This window comes from Pseudomonas sp. SA233 (genome assembly GCF_054792385.1).
The window spans coordinates 4,779,570-4,796,081 of record NZ_CP096449.1 but is presented as its reverse complement, the minus strand read 5'-3'; the positions used below and the strand labels follow the sequence as shown (position 1 = coordinate 4,796,081).

At 61.7% G+C, this 16,512-nt stretch carries 15 protein-coding genes; 10 read left to right on the top strand and 5 right to left on the bottom strand.

Annotated elements, in window-relative coordinates; genetic code table 11:
* Positions 1-67: 67 nt before the first annotated feature.
* Positions 68-1,384 carry a nucleotide sugar dehydrogenase gene (locus M1D87_RS22010; RefSeq protein ID WP_003257136.1) on the bottom strand — a complete coding sequence of 439 codons (1,317 nt, stop codon included), beginning with the start codon at positions 1,382-1,384 and terminating at the stop codon, positions 68-70.
* 866 nt (positions 1,385-2,250) lie between these two features.
* A complete protein-coding gene (gene yaaA, locus M1D87_RS22005) occupies positions 2,251-3,030 on the bottom strand; it encodes a peroxide stress protein YaaA (RefSeq protein WP_061552453.1) in 780 nt (259 codons plus the stop codon).
* Positions 3,031-3,167: 137 nt separating this feature from the next.
* Between yaaA and M1D87_RS22000 the strand changes: the two genes are divergently transcribed.
* From M1D87_RS22000 to moaE, 5 genes are all read left to right on the top strand, one after another.
* Positions 3,168-4,295 carry a polysaccharide deacetylase family protein gene (locus M1D87_RS22000; protein WP_123084238.1) on the top strand — a complete coding sequence of 376 codons (1,128 nt, stop codon included), beginning with the start codon at positions 3,168-3,170 and terminating at the stop codon, positions 4,293-4,295.
* A 365-nt stretch (positions 4,296-4,660) separates the two neighbouring features.
* Entirely contained in the window at positions 4,661-6,055 is a 1,395-nt protein-coding gene (locus tag M1D87_RS21995; RefSeq protein ID WP_013974146.1) for a PhoH family protein, read from the top strand.
* A 116-nt stretch (positions 6,056-6,171) separates the two neighbouring features.
* A complete protein-coding gene (gene moaC, locus M1D87_RS21990; protein WP_013974145.1) occupies positions 6,172-6,642 on the top strand; it encodes a cyclic pyranopterin monophosphate synthase MoaC in 471 nt (156 codons plus the stop codon).
* The gene (gene moaD / locus M1D87_RS21985) at positions 6,642-6,887 is read left to right on the top strand and encodes a molybdopterin converting factor subunit 1 (RefSeq protein WP_003251777.1); all 246 of its coding nucleotides are present in this window, start codon (positions 6,642-6,644) and stop codon (positions 6,885-6,887) included. The genes moaC and moaD overlap by 1 nt, the downstream gene beginning before the upstream one ends.
* Before the next feature lie 2 nt (positions 6,888-6,889).
* Positions 6,890-7,336: a molybdopterin synthase catalytic subunit MoaE gene (moaE, locus tag M1D87_RS21980; protein ID WP_013974144.1), complete on the top strand. Its 447-nt coding sequence runs from the start codon at positions 6,890-6,892 to the stop codon at positions 7,334-7,336.
* Positions 7,337-7,464: 128 nt separating this feature from the next.
* Here moaE and rhlB read toward each other — a convergent pair whose 3' ends face one another.
* On the bottom strand, positions 7,465-8,928 hold the full coding sequence (gene rhlB, locus M1D87_RS21975) for an ATP-dependent RNA helicase RhlB (protein ID WP_123084239.1): 1,464 nt from the start codon (positions 8,926-8,928) through the stop codon (positions 7,465-7,467).
* A 101-nt stretch (positions 8,929-9,029) separates the two neighbouring features.
* Entirely contained in the window at positions 9,030-9,686 is a 657-nt protein-coding gene (locus M1D87_RS21970; RefSeq protein ID WP_123084240.1) for an alpha/beta hydrolase, read from the bottom strand.
* 331 nt (positions 9,687-10,017) lie between these two features.
* Here M1D87_RS21970 and M1D87_RS21965 point away from each other — a divergent pair, with 331 nt between their 5' ends.
* The 4 genes from M1D87_RS21965 (at position 10,018) to M1D87_RS21950 (ending at position 14,175) form a co-directional block, all read left to right on the top strand.
* Positions 10,018-11,046 (top strand): amino acid ABC transporter substrate-binding protein, encoded by a 1,029-nt coding sequence (locus tag M1D87_RS21965; protein ID WP_013974141.1) that lies wholly within the window; start codon positions 10,018-10,020, stop codon positions 11,044-11,046.
* 67 nt (positions 11,047-11,113) lie between these two features.
* On the top strand, positions 11,114-12,292 hold the full coding sequence (locus M1D87_RS21960) for an amino acid ABC transporter permease (protein ID WP_023661812.1): 1,179 nt from the start codon (positions 11,114-11,116) through the stop codon (positions 12,290-12,292).
* A gap of 10 nt (positions 12,293-12,302) precedes the next feature.
* Positions 12,303-13,400, top strand: coding sequence for an amino acid ABC transporter permease (locus M1D87_RS21955; RefSeq protein ID WP_013974139.1), 1,098 nt, complete (start codon positions 12,303-12,305; stop codon positions 13,398-13,400).
* 10 nt (positions 13,401-13,410) lie between these two features.
* A complete protein-coding gene (locus M1D87_RS21950) occupies positions 13,411-14,175 on the top strand; it encodes an amino acid ABC transporter ATP-binding protein (RefSeq protein WP_003251792.1) in 765 nt (254 codons plus the stop codon).
* A 133-nt stretch (positions 14,176-14,308) separates the two neighbouring features.
* Here the strand turns inward: M1D87_RS21950 and algW are convergent, their stop codons facing one another.
* Positions 14,309-15,469, bottom strand: a complete 1,161-nt coding sequence (gene algW / locus M1D87_RS21945) for a Do family serine endopeptidase AlgW (protein ID WP_015271734.1) — start codon at positions 15,467-15,469, stop codon at positions 14,309-14,311.
* Between the two features lie 167 nt (positions 15,470-15,636).
* Here algW and M1D87_RS21940 point away from each other — a divergent pair, with 167 nt between their 5' ends.
* Positions 15,637-16,395: a Nif3-like dinuclear metal center hexameric protein gene (locus M1D87_RS21940; RefSeq protein WP_123084242.1), complete on the top strand. Its 759-nt coding sequence runs from the start codon at positions 15,637-15,639 to the stop codon at positions 16,393-16,395.
* Positions 16,396-16,512: the final 117 nt, after the last annotated feature.

Below are 16,512 nucleotides of genomic sequence, written 5' to 3'. Positions count from 1 at the left end.
CATCCGTCGAGAATTCGGGAAAAGGTGGGCAGCGGGGGTGGGGAGGCCCCCGCTGCCCGGCCAGCACTTACCAGCAGATGCCTTCGGTACGGCTGGTGGCGCAGGTCGGTTTGCTCATGAAGCCGACCAGGTCGATCACGTGCTTGCCGGCCGGCGCTTGCTGGGCCAGTGCACGGAACTGCTCGTCACGGTTGCCCAGGACGATGATGTCGGCGTTGTCGATCACCTTCTGGAAGTCGGCGTTGAGCAGCGACGACACGTGTGGGATCTTCGACTCGATGTAGTCCTTGTTGGCGCCGTGTACGCGGGCGTACTGGACGTTCTCGTCGTAGATATCCAGCTGGTAGCCCTTGCCGATCAGGCGTTCGGCCAGTTCCACCAGCGGGCTTTCACGAAGGTCGTCGGTGCCGGCCTTGAAGCTCAGACCGAGCAGGGCGACCTTGCGCTTGTCGTGGGCTTCGATCAGCTCGAAGGCGTTCTGCACCTGCGATTCGTTGCTGCGCATCAGCGAGTCGAGCAGCGGTGCGCGTACATCGAGGCTGGCGGCGCGATAGGTGAGGGCGCGCACATCCTTGGGCAGGCACGAGCCGCCGAAGGCGAAGCCAGGGCGCATGTAGTACTGGGACAGGTTCAGCACTTTGTCCTGGCAGACCACGTCCATCACGTCACGGCCATCCACGCCTACGGCCTTGGCGATGTTGCCGATCTCGTTGGCGAAGGTGACCTTGGTGGCGTGCCACACGTTGCAGGTGTACTTGATCATCTCGGCCACTTCGATCGGCTTGCGGATGATCGGTGCGTCGAGCTCTTCGTACAGGGCCTGCAAGATGTCGCCGCTGGCGCTGTCCAGTTCGCCGATGACGGTCATCGGTGGCTGGTCGTAGTCCTTGATCGCGGTGCTTTCACGCAGGAATTCCGGGTTGACCGCAACGCCGAAGTCGACGCCGGCTTTCTTGCCCGAGCAGTCTTCGAGGATCGGGATCACCACGTTCTTCACGGTGCCCGGCAGCACGGTGCTGCGTACCACGATGGTGTGGCGGCGCTCGCTGTCACGCAGCACGTAGCCGATTTCGCGGCACACCGATTCGATGTACTCAAGGCCCAGGTCGCCGTTCTTCTTGCTTGGGGTACCCACGCAGATCATCGATACGTCGCTGGCACGGATGGCTTCGGCGAAATCGGTAGTACCGCGCAGGCGGCCGTTGGCGATGCCCTGTTGCAGCAGTGCTTCCAGGCCAGGTTCGACGATGGGCGACTTGCCCTGATTGATCAGGTCGATCTTGGTGCTGGACACGTCCACACCGATCACTTCATGGCCTCGCGCCGTCAGGCAGCCTGCACAGACCGCACCTACATAACCCAAACCAAAGATGCTGATACGCATCGCTATCACCTCATGTGTTTATCACGTCGGCACCTCCGGAGAGAGCCGGACTGGGTTGATTAACAACAGTTTTCGGGCGCACGGATCCATGGCGAAATGCACACTTCGCCGAGCGCAGGCAAAATAAATCCGGAGCGCAAAAAGTTATGCACTCAAATGTGGCAGTAAAAAGCCATTAATTAAAAAACGTGCCCTGGAATGCAGCCGTCTTTATTGCAAGGCGCTACGTGGCGCTTTGCTGTGCTTGTTTTTTCAAGTGGAAAAATCCTTTGAAATCAACCACTAGGACGAATTGAAAGGGACGCGTCTCTCCTGCATGGACAGGGTTTTCGGGGATTCCCGTCATACCTGTCGAAGTTGTTGGGGCGGGTAGTGGATACCTGCCGTTGTCATCTGTAAGTCATCTCTCACAGCCCGAGGGCAGGAAAATCGTTACGGCACTATGAGCGATTCGTCGTAGCAGAAGTTCCGGGGTGGGTTCGGCGCGGATGAAAGATTTCTAAATATTTTTTCAGTGGCGGACAATTTCAATCTGATAGCACTCGGGGGTTTTGCCCCGATATATAAAGGGCGAAACTGTTGCGAGATATTTTTATGCCAGCATCGAAAAATATTTTGAAAAATTCGTCAAAAAAGCTACGAACGGTCTTATGGCGCTTGGCTATAAGTTGCGGTGTGTCGTTTTTTTGGCGTCGGATTTGTGGCGTGATGGCGATATGAAGCGTGCCCTGTTGCGGGGCAGGGGAGGTGTGTAATGGCTGCTGGCCTCTTCGCGGCTAAAGCCGCTCCCACAGGTTTTGCACTGATCTTGAGTTCAGTGAAGTACATGTGGGAGCGGCTTTAGCCGCGAAGGGGGCGTGACAGGATCACTCGGAAGGATGATCGCGCAGAAACACCAGGTGGTCCGGCTTCGACTGTTCGGCACTGTAGTAGTACCCCTGCACATCGAACTGCTTGAGCTGCTCCGGGTCGCTGATGCGCTGCTGGATCACGAAGCGGCTCATCATGCCGCGGGCTTTCTTGGCGTAGAAGCTGATGATCTTGTATTGGCCGTTCTTCAGGTCCTTGAAGTCGACGTTGATCACCCGGGCCTTGAGCGCACTGCGTTTCACCGCGCTGAAATACTCGTTGCTGGCCAGGTTCAACAGCACGTCATCGCCCTGTTCGGCCAAGGCCTGGTTCAGCCATTCGCTGATGCGTGTGCCCCAGAAAGCGTACAGGTCCTTACCCCGGGCGTTGGCCAGCTTGGTGCCCATTTCCAGGCGGTAAGGTTGCATCAGGTCGAGCGGGCGCAGCAGGCCATACAGGCCCGAAAGCATGCGCAAGTGCTGCTGGGCGTAGCTGAAATCGTCCTCGCCCAGGCTTTCGGCGTCGAGGCCGGTATACACGTCACCCTTGAACGCCAGCAGCGCTTGCTTGGCATTGGCCGGGGTGAAGTCCGGGGTCCAGCTGCCGAAGCGCGCGGCATTCAGGCCGGCGAGCTTGTCGGACAGGTGCATCAGTTCGCTGATCTGCGCTGGCGACAGGTCGCGCAGCTGCTGGATCAGCTCCTGGGAGTCGTCCAGGTACTGTGGCAGGGTGAAACGCTCGGTCACCGGCGGGGTGTCGTAGTCGAGGGTCTTGGCGGGTGAAATCACCGTCAGCATCGGGTCGGCTCCTGGCATCGTTGGCCGGGAATTCTACGGGCTGGACGGTGCAAGTCCAAACTATGGCGACGATAGTCACAGACCATGGCCGGTGCAGAGGCTATAGTGCGCGTTTCGCCGTTGCGGAGCCTTCAACCGTGCGTATTGCCTTTGCCTTGCTGGCCGCTCTGCTGAGCCTGGCCGTGCAAGCCGCCCCGTCAACCCAGGTAAGCCTGGACCGCAGCCTGTGGCCCGAAAAACTGGACAGCCCGGCGTTGTTCGATGTGGCCTCGCGAGCCGAGATCCTCTCGTTCGCCCAGGTGCTGCACGAAAGCGAACTGCTGGACGACGCGGCGCTGGCGGCACGCTTGGGGCTACGGCAGGTCAACCTGCAGAAGGTGCGCCTGGTGCGGGCGCGCATGTGGCAGCGGTTGTGGGAAGGTTATCAACAGGCGCAGCGCAGTTGCGAGCAGGATGCGTCGTTCTGCTATCCGGTTACGTCGATGGCGGAGTTGCGCACGCAGGCAGCGACGTTCGCTGCCGATGTCGGCACGTTCTACACGGGCTGGATCGAGCCGAGCCACCAGTTCCATGTGCGCTACCTGGACGAGCAACTGCGCAAGGCTGCGTTGCTGCCGCAGACCAGCAGCGAGGTGGAACCGCTGTCCTCGCGCGAGCGCAATGGGGATGAGCTGAACGATCGCATGTTCCTGCTGACTTTCGTCGGTGGCCCCGGGTCGAAGGGCGGCAGTACCGACCTGCTGGCTGATTACCTGCGCCGGCAAAAGCTTGAAGGCACGTTCTTCGTGCTCGGCAACCGCCTGCAGCAACGCCGCGACGCCGTTGCGGCAGATGCCTTGCGCCAGCTCTATCGTGGGCATTGCGTGGGGATTCAGGGTTGGGAGTACCGCTCCCATGCGCAGTGGACAGACTGGCAGGATTCATTGCGGCGCAGCCAGGCTCGGGTGCAGGCCGACTTGCCGGAGCAGTATGTACCGTTGTTTCGGCCGCCCTACGGGCAGCGCCGGGCCGATGGCGAGGCGTTCATGGCCAGCCAGCAGTTGCAAGTGTCGTTGTGGGACATTGATGCCCAGGATGATGGCGCACTGAGCGCCGAGGCCTCTGCCCAGCGGGTGCTGACCTTGATGCTGCTGTGGCGCAAGGGCGTGATCCAGTTCCATGACAGCCTGCCCAGGGCGCAGCCGGCGGTGGAGTGGTTGTTGCGCAATACGGCGCAGAGCGGGATTGGTTGGGAAGATTGCCAGGGATATGCCAACCGGGGGTGAGAGGGGGCTGCTGCGCAGCCCATCGCCGGCAAGCCAGCTCCAACAGGTACCGTGCATGGCTTGCTGGCGATAGCCACTGCAATGGCAGCCTGATTTTTGACTGTAGTCCTCACGCGCCCCCTCGCCAACCCCTGTTCGTCATTTGGAAAAATAAACTTCACCTAAGCGTAAAAAGACTTTTTTTAGTCATCATTTTTGCGGTATGAAGAAACCAGACAGCCGATTCCTGCAGCACAGGTGGCGTCATCCAGGCCCACCTAGCCAGGTTCGCTTCCCGCCCGTAACAACGCGGATACGGGGACAGCGGCAGTCACTCTGCGGCGTAACAGACCACGCCGTGTGGCTTCGACATAAGGTGACCGAGTATGGATGACCAAGGACGCAACCCTTCCTCCAGCAAGCCTATCCTGTATGTGCTCGATACCAACGTCCTGATTCACGACCCCAACGCGTTACTGAACTTCGAGGAGCACCATGTCGCCATCCCGATGACGGTGCTGGAGGAACTCGACAAGCTCAAGACCGGCAAACAGACCATCGCCGCCGAATGCCGCCAGGCCATTCGCCTGATCGACCAGACCCTTGGTGACGCCTCGCCCAGCGATGTCGAGCAGGGCGTGCCGATCCAGCGTGGCAAGAGCGGGCCCAAGGGCTTCCTGTCCATCCTGATGACTCCGCGCAACGAGCCGAACAAGCTGCTGCCGGAAAACCTCAACGACAACATCATCATCAACCAGTTGCTCGAAGTACGGGCCCGGCGCACCGACCTGGACGTTGTGCTGGTCACCAAAGACATCAACATGCGCCTGAAGGCACGTGCCTGTGGCATCGCGGCCGAGGACTACAGCACCGACCAACTGGTCGATGACGTGTCCTTGCTGTCCAAGGGCTACCATTCGGTCACCGGCTCGTTCTGGGACCGGGTGAGCAAGGTCGATACCCGCCAGGAGCGCGGCCGCACCTGGCACCGCGTGCAATTGATCGACAACCTGCCGGCGGTTCACGTCAACGAGTTCATCATCGATGAACAGGGCTTCGTAGGCTGGATCAAGGGTATCCGCAACGACGAACTGCTGTTGCTGGACCTGCACCAGGAACCGCTGCTGCACCAGGAAGCCTGGGGCTTGAAACCGCGGGACATCCACCAGAGCCTGGCGTTGTTCGCCCTGCTTGACCCGGATATCCACCTGGTCAACCTGACCGGCGCCGCCGGTTCCGGCAAGACCATCCTGGCCCTGGCCGCAGCCATCGAACAGACCATGGTAAGCAAGCGCTACCGGCGCATCATCGCCACCCGCAGTGTGCAGGGGCTGGACCAGGAGATCGGCTTCCTGCCGGGCACCGAGGCCGAGAAGATGGAACCTTGGCTGGGCGCCATCACCGACAACCTCGAAGCCTTGCACATGGATGACGAAAGCACCCATGGCAGCGTCGAGTACATCCTCGAGCGCGTGCCGTTGCAGTTCAAGTCACTGAACTACATCCGTGGCCGTAGCTTCCAGCAGAGCCTGATCCTGATCGACGAGTGCCAGAACCTGACGCCGCACCAGATGAAAACCATCATCACCCGTGCCGGCTCCGGGTCCAAGGTGGTCTGCCTGGGCAACCTGGCGCAGATCGATACCCCCTACCTGTCCGCGACCAGCTCTGGCCTGACCTACCTGACCGAGCGCTTCAAGGACTTCCCCCATGGCGTGCACATCACCCTGCAGGGCGTGCCACGCTCGGTGCTGGCCGAGTATGCCGAGTCGCATTTGTAACCCTCTCCGCCGGGCGGTTCGCCGCCCGGCTTTTTCGCGGGCACGGTTGACGCACCCCTCTGCTCAAACCTGACTCACAGGTTTACACTGCGAGTTCCCTTCACAGGAGCAGAGCAGTGCTGACACATCTTGATTCCCAGGGGCGGGCCAACATGGTCGACGTCACTGAAAAGGCCGTGACCGAGCGTGAGGCCACCGCCGAGGCGCGGGTGCGCATGTTGCCGCAGACCTTGCAGATGATCGTCGACGGTGAACACCCCAAGGGCGACGTGTTCGCCGTGGCGCGCATTGCCGGGATCCAGGCGGCGAAGAAGACCAGCGAACTGATCCCGCTGTGCCACCCGCTGATGCTGACCAGCGTCAAGGTCGAGCTGAGTGCCGAGGGGCAGGACGCCGTGCGTATCGTCGCCCGCTGCAAGCTGGCCGGGCAGACCGGCGTGGAGATGGAGGCGCTGACCGCCGCCAGCGTGGCTGCGCTGACGATCTATGACATGTGCAAGGCTGTGGATAAAGGTATGGTCATCGAGCAGGTGCGCCTGCTGGAAAAACTCGGCGGCAAGAGTGGCCACTACAAGGTGGAGGCGTGATGAAGGTCAAGGTGATGTACTTCGCCCGTTACCGCGAATTGTTGGGCGTGGATGCCGAGCGGGTGGAGGGTGCGTTCAAGGTGCTCGACGATGTGCGCCAGGCCTTGGTGGCCAAGGGCGGGCAGTATGAAGTGCTGGCCGAGCAGAACCTGATGTGTGCGCGCAACGAAGAACTGTGCAAGCTCGATGAGCCGCTGGAAGAGGGCGATGAAGTGGCGTTCTTCCCGCCGGTGACCGGAGGCTGAACATGGCTGTGCGAGTCCAGGAAGGTGCGTTCGACCCGGGAGCCGAGACCAATGCCATGCACGCGGCCAATGTCGGTGTGGGCGCGGTGGTCGGTTTTGTCGGCTACGTGCGGGATTTCAACGATGGCCGCGAGGTGGCGGGGATGTTCCTCGAGCACTATCCGGGCATGACCGAAAAGGCCTTGGCCAAGATCGTGGTGGAGGCAGAGCAGCGCTGGCCGTTGCTCAAGGTGGAGGTGCTGCACCGCATCGGTGCGCTCGAGCCGGGTGAGCCGATCGTGTTCGTCGGCGTGGCCAGTGCCCATCGGCAGGCGGCGTTCGATGCCTGCAACTTCATCATGGACTATCTGAAGACGCGGGCGCCGTTCTGGAAGAAGGAAAATACCCAGGAAGGGGCACGATGGGTGGAAGGGAAACAGAGTGATCAGGATGCGGCGGAGCGCTGGTAGATCCTTGTTTGATGGCCGGGGCGAAGCCCCGGTTCGCGGGTGAACCCGCTCCCACAGGTGCATCACAGGTTTTGAAAGCTGTGCAGTACCTGTGGGAGCGGGTTTACCCGCGAAGAGGCCGGCACAGGTCAATGATGCTTGCGCGGCACCGGCTTCAGCAGCTCATCCGGCGGCATTTCACACTTGATCTTGCGCCCCAGCAGCTCTTCGATTGCTGGCAGCTGGTACGAGTCATCCTCACCGGCAAAGCTGATCGACACACCACTGGTGCCAGCACGGCCTGTCCGGCCAATGCGGTGCACGTAGTCGTCCGGGTCTTCCGGCAGGGTGAAGTTGATCACGTGGCTGATGCCATCGATGTGAATGCCACGCCCCGCTACGTCGGTGGCCACCAGCACAGTGATGCGCCCTTCGCGGAAGTTCTCCAGGGTACGGATACGCTTGTGCTGCGGCACGTCTCCCGACAACTGCGCGGCATTGATGCCGTCGCGCACCAGTTTTTCCTCGATGCGCCGCACTTCGTCCTTGCGGTTGGCGAACACCATCACCCGTTCCCACTTGTTCTGGGTCACCAGGTTGTACAGCAGCTTGTACTTGTCGCTGCCGGCCACCGCATAGACGTGCTGCTCCACCGTTTCGCTGGCAACGTTCTCCGGCTCGATCTCGACGATGGCCGGGTTGGTGGTCCACTGCTTGGCCAGGTTCATCACGTCGTCGGTGAAGGTGGCGGAGAACAGCAGGGTCTGGCGCTCGCTTTTCGGCGGCGTCTGGCGAATGATCTGGCGCACCTGGGGGATGAAGCCCATGTCGAGCATGCGGTCGGCTTCGTCCAGCACCATCACTTCGACCATGTCCAGGTGCACCTCACCGCGCTGGTTGAAGTCCAGCAGGCGCCCCGGAGTGGCCACCAGGATGTCGCAATGGCGCGCTTCCAGGGCCTTGAGCTGCTTGTCGAAGTCCATTCCGCCGACGAAGCTCATCACGTTCAGGCCGGTGTACTTGGTCAGGGCGATGGCGTCCTTGGCGATCTGTACCACCAGCTCACGGGTGGGCGCGATGATCAGCGCACGTGGCTCGCCCATGTAGCGTTCCTTCGGCGGCGGCGTCTGCTGCAGCTGGGAAATGATCGAGATCAGGAACGCCGCAGTCTTGCCGGTACCGGTCTGGGCCCGGCCGATGGCGTCCTGACCGCGCAGGGTGTAACCCAGCACCTGTGCCTGGATAGGCGTGCAGTACGGGAAGCCCAGGTCGTGGATGGCATGCATCAGTTCGTTGGACAGCTTGAAGTCGTGGAAGCGGGTCTTGCCTTCCTGTGGCTCGACCACGAAGTCTTCCGGTTTCCACAGGCTGGCCTGCGGCTTGGGCTTGCGCTCGCGACGCGGTTTGTCCTTGGCCGGCTTGTCGGCGGCTGGCGTAACGGCGGCAGGCTGTTCGGCCTGGGGAGTGGGGGTGGCGCGTGGTGCGGCCGGTTTTTCCGCAGGCCGGGCCTCGCTGGCGGATGCGGGCGCAGGGGGCGTCACGCTGGCAGCAGGAGCGACGGCCTGTGGCGCGGCGTCTCCCTTGCCGAAAATTTTCTTGAGTGCCTTGAGCACGATCGTCTCATCAACTGGTTAAGGAATGTACGCCGGGCAGTGTAATGCAAGATTCAGGCTCGGCGTAGTGGAATAGCCTTACAACTACAGACAGCCCTGGCTTATTGCAATTGCTTGCTCAGCCAGTCGTGGATGTCGCTCAACTCTTCCACCACCACTTCGTGTTCCATCGGGTATTCGTGCCAGCGGGCGGCAACGCCCCAGGTATTGAGGTACTCGAAGGCGGTGCGGCCCATGGAAGGGATCACCACCGGGTCGTGCACACCATGCAGGCACAGGGCCGGGGTGCGTTGCTGGCAGGCGCTCAACTGATGCTGGTCCTTGAAGGTGGGGGCGTAGGTGGACAAGGCGATCACGCCACCCAGCGCTTCTTGCCACTTTATATAGGCAGTGTGCAGCACCACCGCGCCCCCCTGGGAGAAGCCAGCCAGGAAAATCCGCGACAGGCTGATGCCTTTGGCCTGCTCGGCCTTGATCAGGCTAATGACCTGTTCGGCCGATTCCTCCAGCTGCGCCTCGTCGATGGCGCGGGCCGGGGTCATGGCCTTGATGTCGTACCAGCTGGGCATGGCGTAGCCGCCGTTGATGGTTACCGGGCGGGTGGGAGCCTGGGGCATGACGAAACGGGTGCTGAGCAGGCGTTCCTGCATGAATTCGGCCACTGGTAGGAAGTCGTAACGGTCGGCACCCAGGCCGTGCAACCAGATCACACAGGCGTCTGCGGTTTTCTGCGGTTCGAGAATCAGTGGGTTGGTCATGACTGCTCCGAAAGTGTGCGGGTCTTGTTATGGCGTGCGTGAAAAGAAGGCGCTGGAAATGATTGTCGGAAAAAGAATGTCGCAACGATACAACTTTCCCTACTTGACGAGCGCTTAAACGCTACAGCCGCAAATTTTGGTACGCGCTTTGCAATTCACCCAATGATGCAAAGGGCAGGCCGTGACGGTAACACCCTTTGCACGCGAAGGCTGTCACAGAACAGTCCATTGCGCCATTGACCCAATAACAAGCCAATACGGGTCGGATACGCCTCAAAAGGGTGCGGTGCAATTCCGGCTCGATACAACAAGAGCGATTTGGAGGTTGTGAATGAAGATGTTGAAAACCACCCTGGCAGTCCTGACCGCTGCCGCCGCGCTGGGCGCCGTGAGCAACGCCCAGGCCGGCGCCACCCTGGATGCGGTAAAGAAGAAGGGCTTCGTCCAGTGTGGCGTGAGCGACGGTCTTCCAGGCTTCTCGGTACCTGATGCGCAGGGCAAGATCGTTGGTATCGACGCCGACGTGTGCCGCGCCGTAGCCGCCGCTGTATTCGGCGACGCGACCAAGGTCAAGTTCAGCCAGCTCAACGCCAAGGAACGTTTCACCGCCCTGCAGTCGGGCGAAGTCGACGTGCTGTCGCGCAACACCACCTGGACCAGCTCGCGTGATGCCGGCATGGGCCTGGTATTCGCCGGTGTTACCTACTACGACGGCGTTGGCTTCCTGGCCAACAAAAAGCTGGGTGTATCCAGCGCCAAGGAACTCGATGGCGCGACCATCTGCATCCAGGCCGGTACCACCACCGAGCTGAACGTGTCGGACTACTTCCGCGCCAATGGCCTGAAGTACACCCCGATCACCTTCGACACCTCGGATGAAAGTGCCAAGTCGCTGGAATCGGGCCGTTGCGACGTGCTGACCTCCGACAAGTCGCAGTTGTTCGCCCAGCGCTCCAAGCTGGCCGCGCCGACCGAGTACGTGGTACTGCCGGAAACCATCTCCAAGGAACCGCTGGGCCCGGTGGTGCGTAAAGGCGACGAAGAATGGTTCAGCATCGTCAAGTGGACCCTGTTCGCCATGCTCAACGCCGAAGAGGCGGGCATCACCTCGAAGAATGTCGAGGCCGAAGCCAAAAGCACCAAGAACCCGGACGTCGCCCGCCTGCTGGGCGCGGATGGCGAGTACGGCAAGGACCTCAAGCTGCCCAAGGACTGGGTAGTGCAAATCGTGAAGCAAGTCGGTAACTACGGCGAAGTGTTCGAGAAGAACCTGGGCCAGAGCACCGACCTGAAGATCGACCGTGGCATGAACGCCCTGTGGAACAACGGCGGCATCCAGTACGCGCCACCTGTGCGCTGATGGCTGCACCCTGCGGCGGCATCCCGCCGCCGCAGGCTGTTCGGAACCCTACTTTCCGGGGCACTTCATGCAAAATCGAATCGGCGCACAAAAGGGTTTATCCCTGAGCGATCCACGTGTGCGCGCGTGGCTGTTCCAGATTCTCACGATAGTCTTCGTGGTCGGTCTGGGCTGGTATCTGTTCCACAACACGCAAGCCAACCTGCAACACCGGGGTATCACCTCGGGCTTCGACTTTCTCGACCGCAGTGCCGGCTTCGGCATCGCCCAGCACCTGATCCCCTACGTGGAATCAGACAGCTATGCGCGGGTGTTCGTCATCGGCCTGCTCAACACCTTGCTGGTGACGTTCATCGGCGTGGTGCTGGCGACCATCCTTGGCTTCATCATCGGTGTGGCGCGGTTGTCGCCGAACTGGATGATCAACAAGCTGGCGACCGTGTATGTGGAAACCTTCCGCAACATCCCGCCGTTGTTGCAGATCCTGTTCTGGTACTTCGCCGTGTTCCTGACCCTGCCGGGACCGCGGGGCAGCATCAATATCGACGACACCTTCTTCATCAGCAACCGGGGCCTGAACATGCCCGGCGCGTCCATGGCCGAAGGCTTCTGGCCGTTCGTCGTGGCCCTGGTCCTGGCGCTGCTGGCCATCGTGGTGATGGTGCGTTATGCCAACAAGCGCTTCGACGAGACGGGCGAGCCATTCCACAAGTTCTGGGTGGGGCTGGCGCTGTTCATCGCCATCCCAGGCGTTTGCGCACTGCTGTTCGGCAGCCCGGTGCACTGGGAAGTGCCGCAATTGAAAGGATTCAACTTCGTCGGTGGCTGGGTACTGATTCCCGAGCTGCTGGCGCTGACCCTGGCGTTGACCATCTACACCGCTGCGTTCATCGCCGAGATCGTGCGCTCCGGTATCCGTTCGGTCAGCCATGGCCAGACCGAGGCCGCGCGCTCGCTGGGCCTGCGCGAGGGGCCGACCCTGCGCAAGGTGATCATCCCCCAGGCACTGCGGGTGATCATTCCGCCGCTGACCAGCCAGTACCTGAACCTGGCGAAGAACTCGTCGCTGGCGGCCGGTATCGGCTACCCGGAGATGGTCTCGCTGTTCGCCGGTACCGTGCTCAACCAGACCGGCCAGGCCATCGAGGTGATCGCCATCACCATGAGTGTCTATCTCGCCATCAGCATCAGCATTTCGCTGCTGATGAACTGGTACAACAAGCGCATTGCGCTGATCGAGCGGTGAGGATACGCCAGTGAATGCCCATGTTTTCAAACCCGACATGCCGCCACCGGTGAAAACCGTCGGCGTGCTCGCATGGATGCGTGCCAATCTGTTCTCCAGCTGGCTCAATACGCTGCTGACCCTGTTTGCCATCTACCTGGTTTGGCTGATCGTGCCGCCGCTGCTGCAGTGGGCGTTGCTTGATGCCAACTGGGTCGGCACCACCCGCGCCGACTGCACCAAGGAGGGCGCCTGCTGGGTGTTCGTGCAGCAGCGTTTCGGCCAGTTCATGTACGGCTACTACCCGGCCGAGTTGCGCTGGCGCGTGGACCTGACCGTGTGGCTTGCCGTGCTTGGCGCCGCCCCGCTGTTCATCAAACGCTTCCCACGCAAGGCCTTCTACGGCCTTGGCTTCCTGGTGGTGTACCCGCTGCTTGCCTACACCCTGCTGCACGGGGGCATGCTGGGCCTGGAAAGCGTACCTACCAGCCAGTGGGGCGGGCTGATGCTGACCCTGGTGATTGCCACCGTGGGCATTGTCGGCGCATTGCCGCTGGGAATCCTGCTGGCCCTGGGGCGGCGCTCGAAAATGCCTGCGGTGAAGGTGGTGTGCGTGACCTTCATCGAGTTCTGGCGCGGCGTGCCGCTGATCACCGTGCTGTTCATGTCATCGGTGATGCTGCCGTTGTTCCTGCCTGAGGGCATGAGCTTCGACAAGCTGCTGCGGGCGATGATCGGCGTGATCCTGTTCCAGTCGGCGTATATCGCCGAGGTGGTGCGTGGCGGCCTCCAGGCCATCCCCAAGGGCCAGTACGAAGCTGCCGCGGCCATGGGCCTTGGCTACTGGCGGGCGATGGGGCTGGTGATTCTGCCGCAGGCGCTCAAGCTGGTGATCCCCGGCATCGTCAACACCTTCATTGCCCTGTTCAAGGACACCAGCCTGGTGATCATCATCGGCCTGTTCGACCTGCTGAACAGCGTCAAGCAAGCTGCTGCCGACCCGGCCTGGCTGGGCATGGCTACCGAGGGCTATGTGTTCGCCGCCCTGGTTTTCTGGATTTTCTGTTTCGGTATGTCCCGCTACTCCATGCATCTGGAGCGCAAGCTGGACACTGGCCACAAGCGTTAGGAGTTTCGAAATGAGTGAAGCGATCAAGCAGCCTGCCGGCCCCGAAGGCATCATCCAGATGCAGGGCGTGAACAAGTGGTACGGCCAGTTCCATGTGCTCAAGGACATCAACCTGAACGTGCGCCAGGGCGAGCGCATCGTGCTGTGCGGGCCGTCCGGCTCTGGCAAGTCCACCACCATCCGTTGCCTCAACCGCCTTGAAGAGCACCAGCAGGGGCGCATCGTGGTCGATGGTGTGGAGCTGACCAACGACCTCAAGCAGATCGAGGCCATCCGCCGCGAAGTGGGCATGGTGTTCCAGCACTTCAACCTGTTCCCGCACCTGAGCATCCTGGAGAACTGCACCCTGGCGCCGATGTGGGTGCGCAAGATGCCGCGGCGCAAGGCCGAGGAAATCGCCATGCACTACCTGGAGCGGGTGCGTATTCCGGAGCAGGCGCACAAGTACCCGGGGCAGTTGTCCGGTGGTCAGCAGCAGCGTGTGGCGATTGCCCGCGCGTTGTGCATGAAACCGAAGATCATGCTGTTCGATGAACCGACCTCGGCGCTGGACCCGGAAATGGTCAAGGAAGTGCTCGATACCATGGTGGGCCTGGCCGAGGATGGCATGACCATGCTCTGCGTGACCCACGAGATGGGCTTTGCCCGGACCGTGGCGAACCGGGTGATCTTCATGGACAAGGGCGAGATCGTCGAGCAGGCAGCGCCGGATGACTTCTTCGACCGGCCACGCAGTGACCGGACCAAGTTGTTCCTGAGCCAGATCCTGCATTGATGTAGCCGGGGGCCGCTTTGCGGCCCATGCGCAGCACAAGGCTGCTCCTACAAGGGAAATGCGATCTCCTGTAGGAGCAGCCTTGTGCTGCGAATGGGCTGCGAAGCAGCCCCCCAGAGACCAGATCGAAGCCTTACTTCTCTTCCTTGGCGACTGCCGGCGCCGGTGGCGGCCGCAGGCCCACCTCGGCGATCAGCTTCAACTGCTGCCCATTGCGCATCACCTCGATGGTGATCTTCTCGTTGGGCTTGATCCGCGCCACCTGGTTCATCGACTTGCGCCCGTCACCGGCCGGCTCGCCGTTGATGCTCAGGATCACGTCACCCAGCTGCAGCCCGGCCTTTGCCGCCGGCCCTTCGCGGAAGATGCCCGCCACCACGATGCCCGGGCGGTCCTTCATGCCGAACGATTCGGCCAGTTCCTGGCTCAGTGGCTGTACTTCGATGCCCAGCCAGCCACGGATCACCTGGCCGTGCTCGATGATCGACTTCATCACCTCCAGTGCCAGTTTCACCGGGATGGCGAAGCCGATACCTTGCGAACCCCCGGACTTGGAGAAGATCGCCGTGTTGATGCCGATCAGGTTGCCGTTGGCATCCACAAGCGCACCGCCGGAATTACCCGGGTTGATCGCCGCGTCGGTCTGGATGAAATCTTCGTAGTTGTTCAGGCCCAGCTGGTTGCGGCCAGTGGCGCTGATGATGCCCATGGTCACGGTCTGGCCGACCCCGAACGGGTTGCCGATGGCCAGCGACACGTCGCCGATGTGAATGTTGTCGGAGCGGCCGATGGTGATCGCCGGCAGGCTCTTCAGGTCGATTTTCAGCACCGCCAGGTCGGTTTCCGGGTCGCTGCCGATGACCCGGGCCAATGTCTCGCGGCCATCCTTCAGGGCCACGACGATCTGGTCGGCGCCGCTGGTGACGTGGTTATTGGTCAGCAGGTAACCCTCGGGGCTCATGATCACCGCCGAGCCCAGGCTCGACTCCCAGCGGCGCTGCTTGGGCAGGTTGTCGCCGAAGAAACGGCGGAACTGCGGGTCCTCGAACAGCGGGTGGGCGCTCTTGTTCACCACCTTGGTGGTGTACAGGTTGACCACCGCCGGGGCGGCCAGGGTTACCGCGTCGGCATAGGATACCGGGCCCTGCATGATCCGCGTGGTCTGCGGTGCCTGTTGCAGGTTGACGTCCTGGCTGGGCAGGCCGACCCACTCCGGGAAGCGCTGGATGATCAGCATGGCGATCAGTACGCCGGTAAGCAGGGGCCAGCCAAAATAACGCAAAGCCTTGAACATGAATGAATCCTGGAAAGAGCCGGGGATGGTGACCGTGCGGTGGGCATGAGCGCGCGCGATCATACACCGGTTCCCCCAGTGCCGGCGACGGCCCATAATGGCCGGCATTATACGGGCGTTGCATGGGCGTTGTGCCCGAGAAAAACGCAGATTTCGAGGAGATTTTCATGGCCGTCGCTCTGAACACCCTGGTCGAGGAAGCCGAGCGTTACCTGGGCAGCGCGAAGATCCAGGATTATTGCCCCAACGGCCTGCAGGTCGAAGGCCGGCCGCAGGTCAGCCGCATCGTCAGCGGCGTTACCGCCAGCCAGGCGTTGCTGGATGCGGCAGTCGAAGCCGAGGCCGACCTTGTGCTGGTGCACCATGGCTACTTCTGGAAGGGAGAGAACCCCTGCGTCACCGGCATCCGGCAGCGCCGGCTGAAGACCCTGTTGAACAACGACATCAGCCTGCTCGCGTTCCACCTGCCGTTGGACGTGCACCCGGACGTGGGCAACAACGTGCAGCTGGCGCGGCAGCTGGACATCACCGTCGAAGGGCCGCTGGACCCGGAGAACCCCAAGGTGGTCGGCCTGGTCGGCTCGCTGGCCGAGCCGATGACCGCGCTCGATTTCGCCCGGCGGGTGCGGGAGGTGCTGGGGCGTGAGCCTCTGCTGATCGAAGGTGAGCAGATGATCCGGCGGGTCGGCTGGTGCACCGGAGGCGGGCAGGGCTACATCGACACGGCGATCGCGGCCGGGGTGGACCTGTACCTGACCGGCGAGGCGTCGGAGCAGACCTACCATAGTGCCCGCGAGAATGGCGTCAGCTTCATTGCCGCCGGGCACCATGCCACCGAGCGGTATGGGGTGCAGGCGCTGGGTGATTACCTGGCGCGGCGCTTTGCCGTGGAGCACCTGTTCATCGATTGCCCGAACCCGATCTGACATCGGCGTCGCCTTCTTCGCGGATACAGTGTTGATGGCGCGGTCCCTGTAGGAGCAGCCTTGTGCTGCGAAGAGGCCAGTGAGGCAAAAGAGCTTTTTGGGCAGTAACGGCCTCTT

What these genes read in the sequence shown, in the direction of transcription:
- M1D87_RS22010 (WP_003257136.1), bottom strand. Translation starts at nt 1,384, where the DNA reads ATGCGTATCAGCATCTTTGGTTTGGGTTATGTAGGTGCGGTCTGTGCA.
- yaaA (WP_061552453.1), bottom strand. Translation starts at nt 3,030, where the DNA reads ATGCTGACGGTGATTTCACCCGCCAAGACCCTCGACTACGACACCCCG.
- M1D87_RS21995 (WP_013974146.1), top strand. Translation starts at nt 4,661, where the DNA reads ATGGATGACCAAGGACGCAACCCTTCCTCCAGCAAGCCTATCCTGTAT.
- moaD (WP_003251777.1), top strand. Translation starts at nt 6,642, where the DNA reads ATGAAGGTCAAGGTGATGTACTTCGCCCGTTACCGCGAATTGTTGGGC.
- moaE (WP_013974144.1), top strand. Translation starts at nt 6,890, where the DNA reads ATGGCTGTGCGAGTCCAGGAAGGTGCGTTCGACCCGGGAGCCGAGACC.
- M1D87_RS21970 (WP_123084240.1), bottom strand. Translation starts at nt 9,686, where the DNA reads ATGACCAACCCACTGATTCTCGAACCGCAGAAAACCGCAGACGCCTGT.
- M1D87_RS21965 (WP_013974141.1), top strand. Translation starts at nt 10,018, where the DNA reads ATGAAGATGTTGAAAACCACCCTGGCAGTCCTGACCGCTGCCGCCGCG.
- M1D87_RS21960 (WP_023661812.1), top strand. Translation starts at nt 11,114, where the DNA reads ATGCAAAATCGAATCGGCGCACAAAAGGGTTTATCCCTGAGCGATCCA.
- M1D87_RS21950 (WP_003251792.1), top strand. Translation starts at nt 13,411, where the DNA reads ATGAGTGAAGCGATCAAGCAGCCTGCCGGCCCCGAAGGCATCATCCAG.
- algW (WP_015271734.1), bottom strand. Translation starts at nt 15,469, where the DNA reads ATGTTCAAGGCTTTGCGTTATTTTGGCTGGCCCCTGCTTACCGGCGTA.
- M1D87_RS21940 (WP_123084242.1), top strand. Translation starts at nt 15,637, where the DNA reads ATGGCCGTCGCTCTGAACACCCTGGTCGAGGAAGCCGAGCGTTACCTG.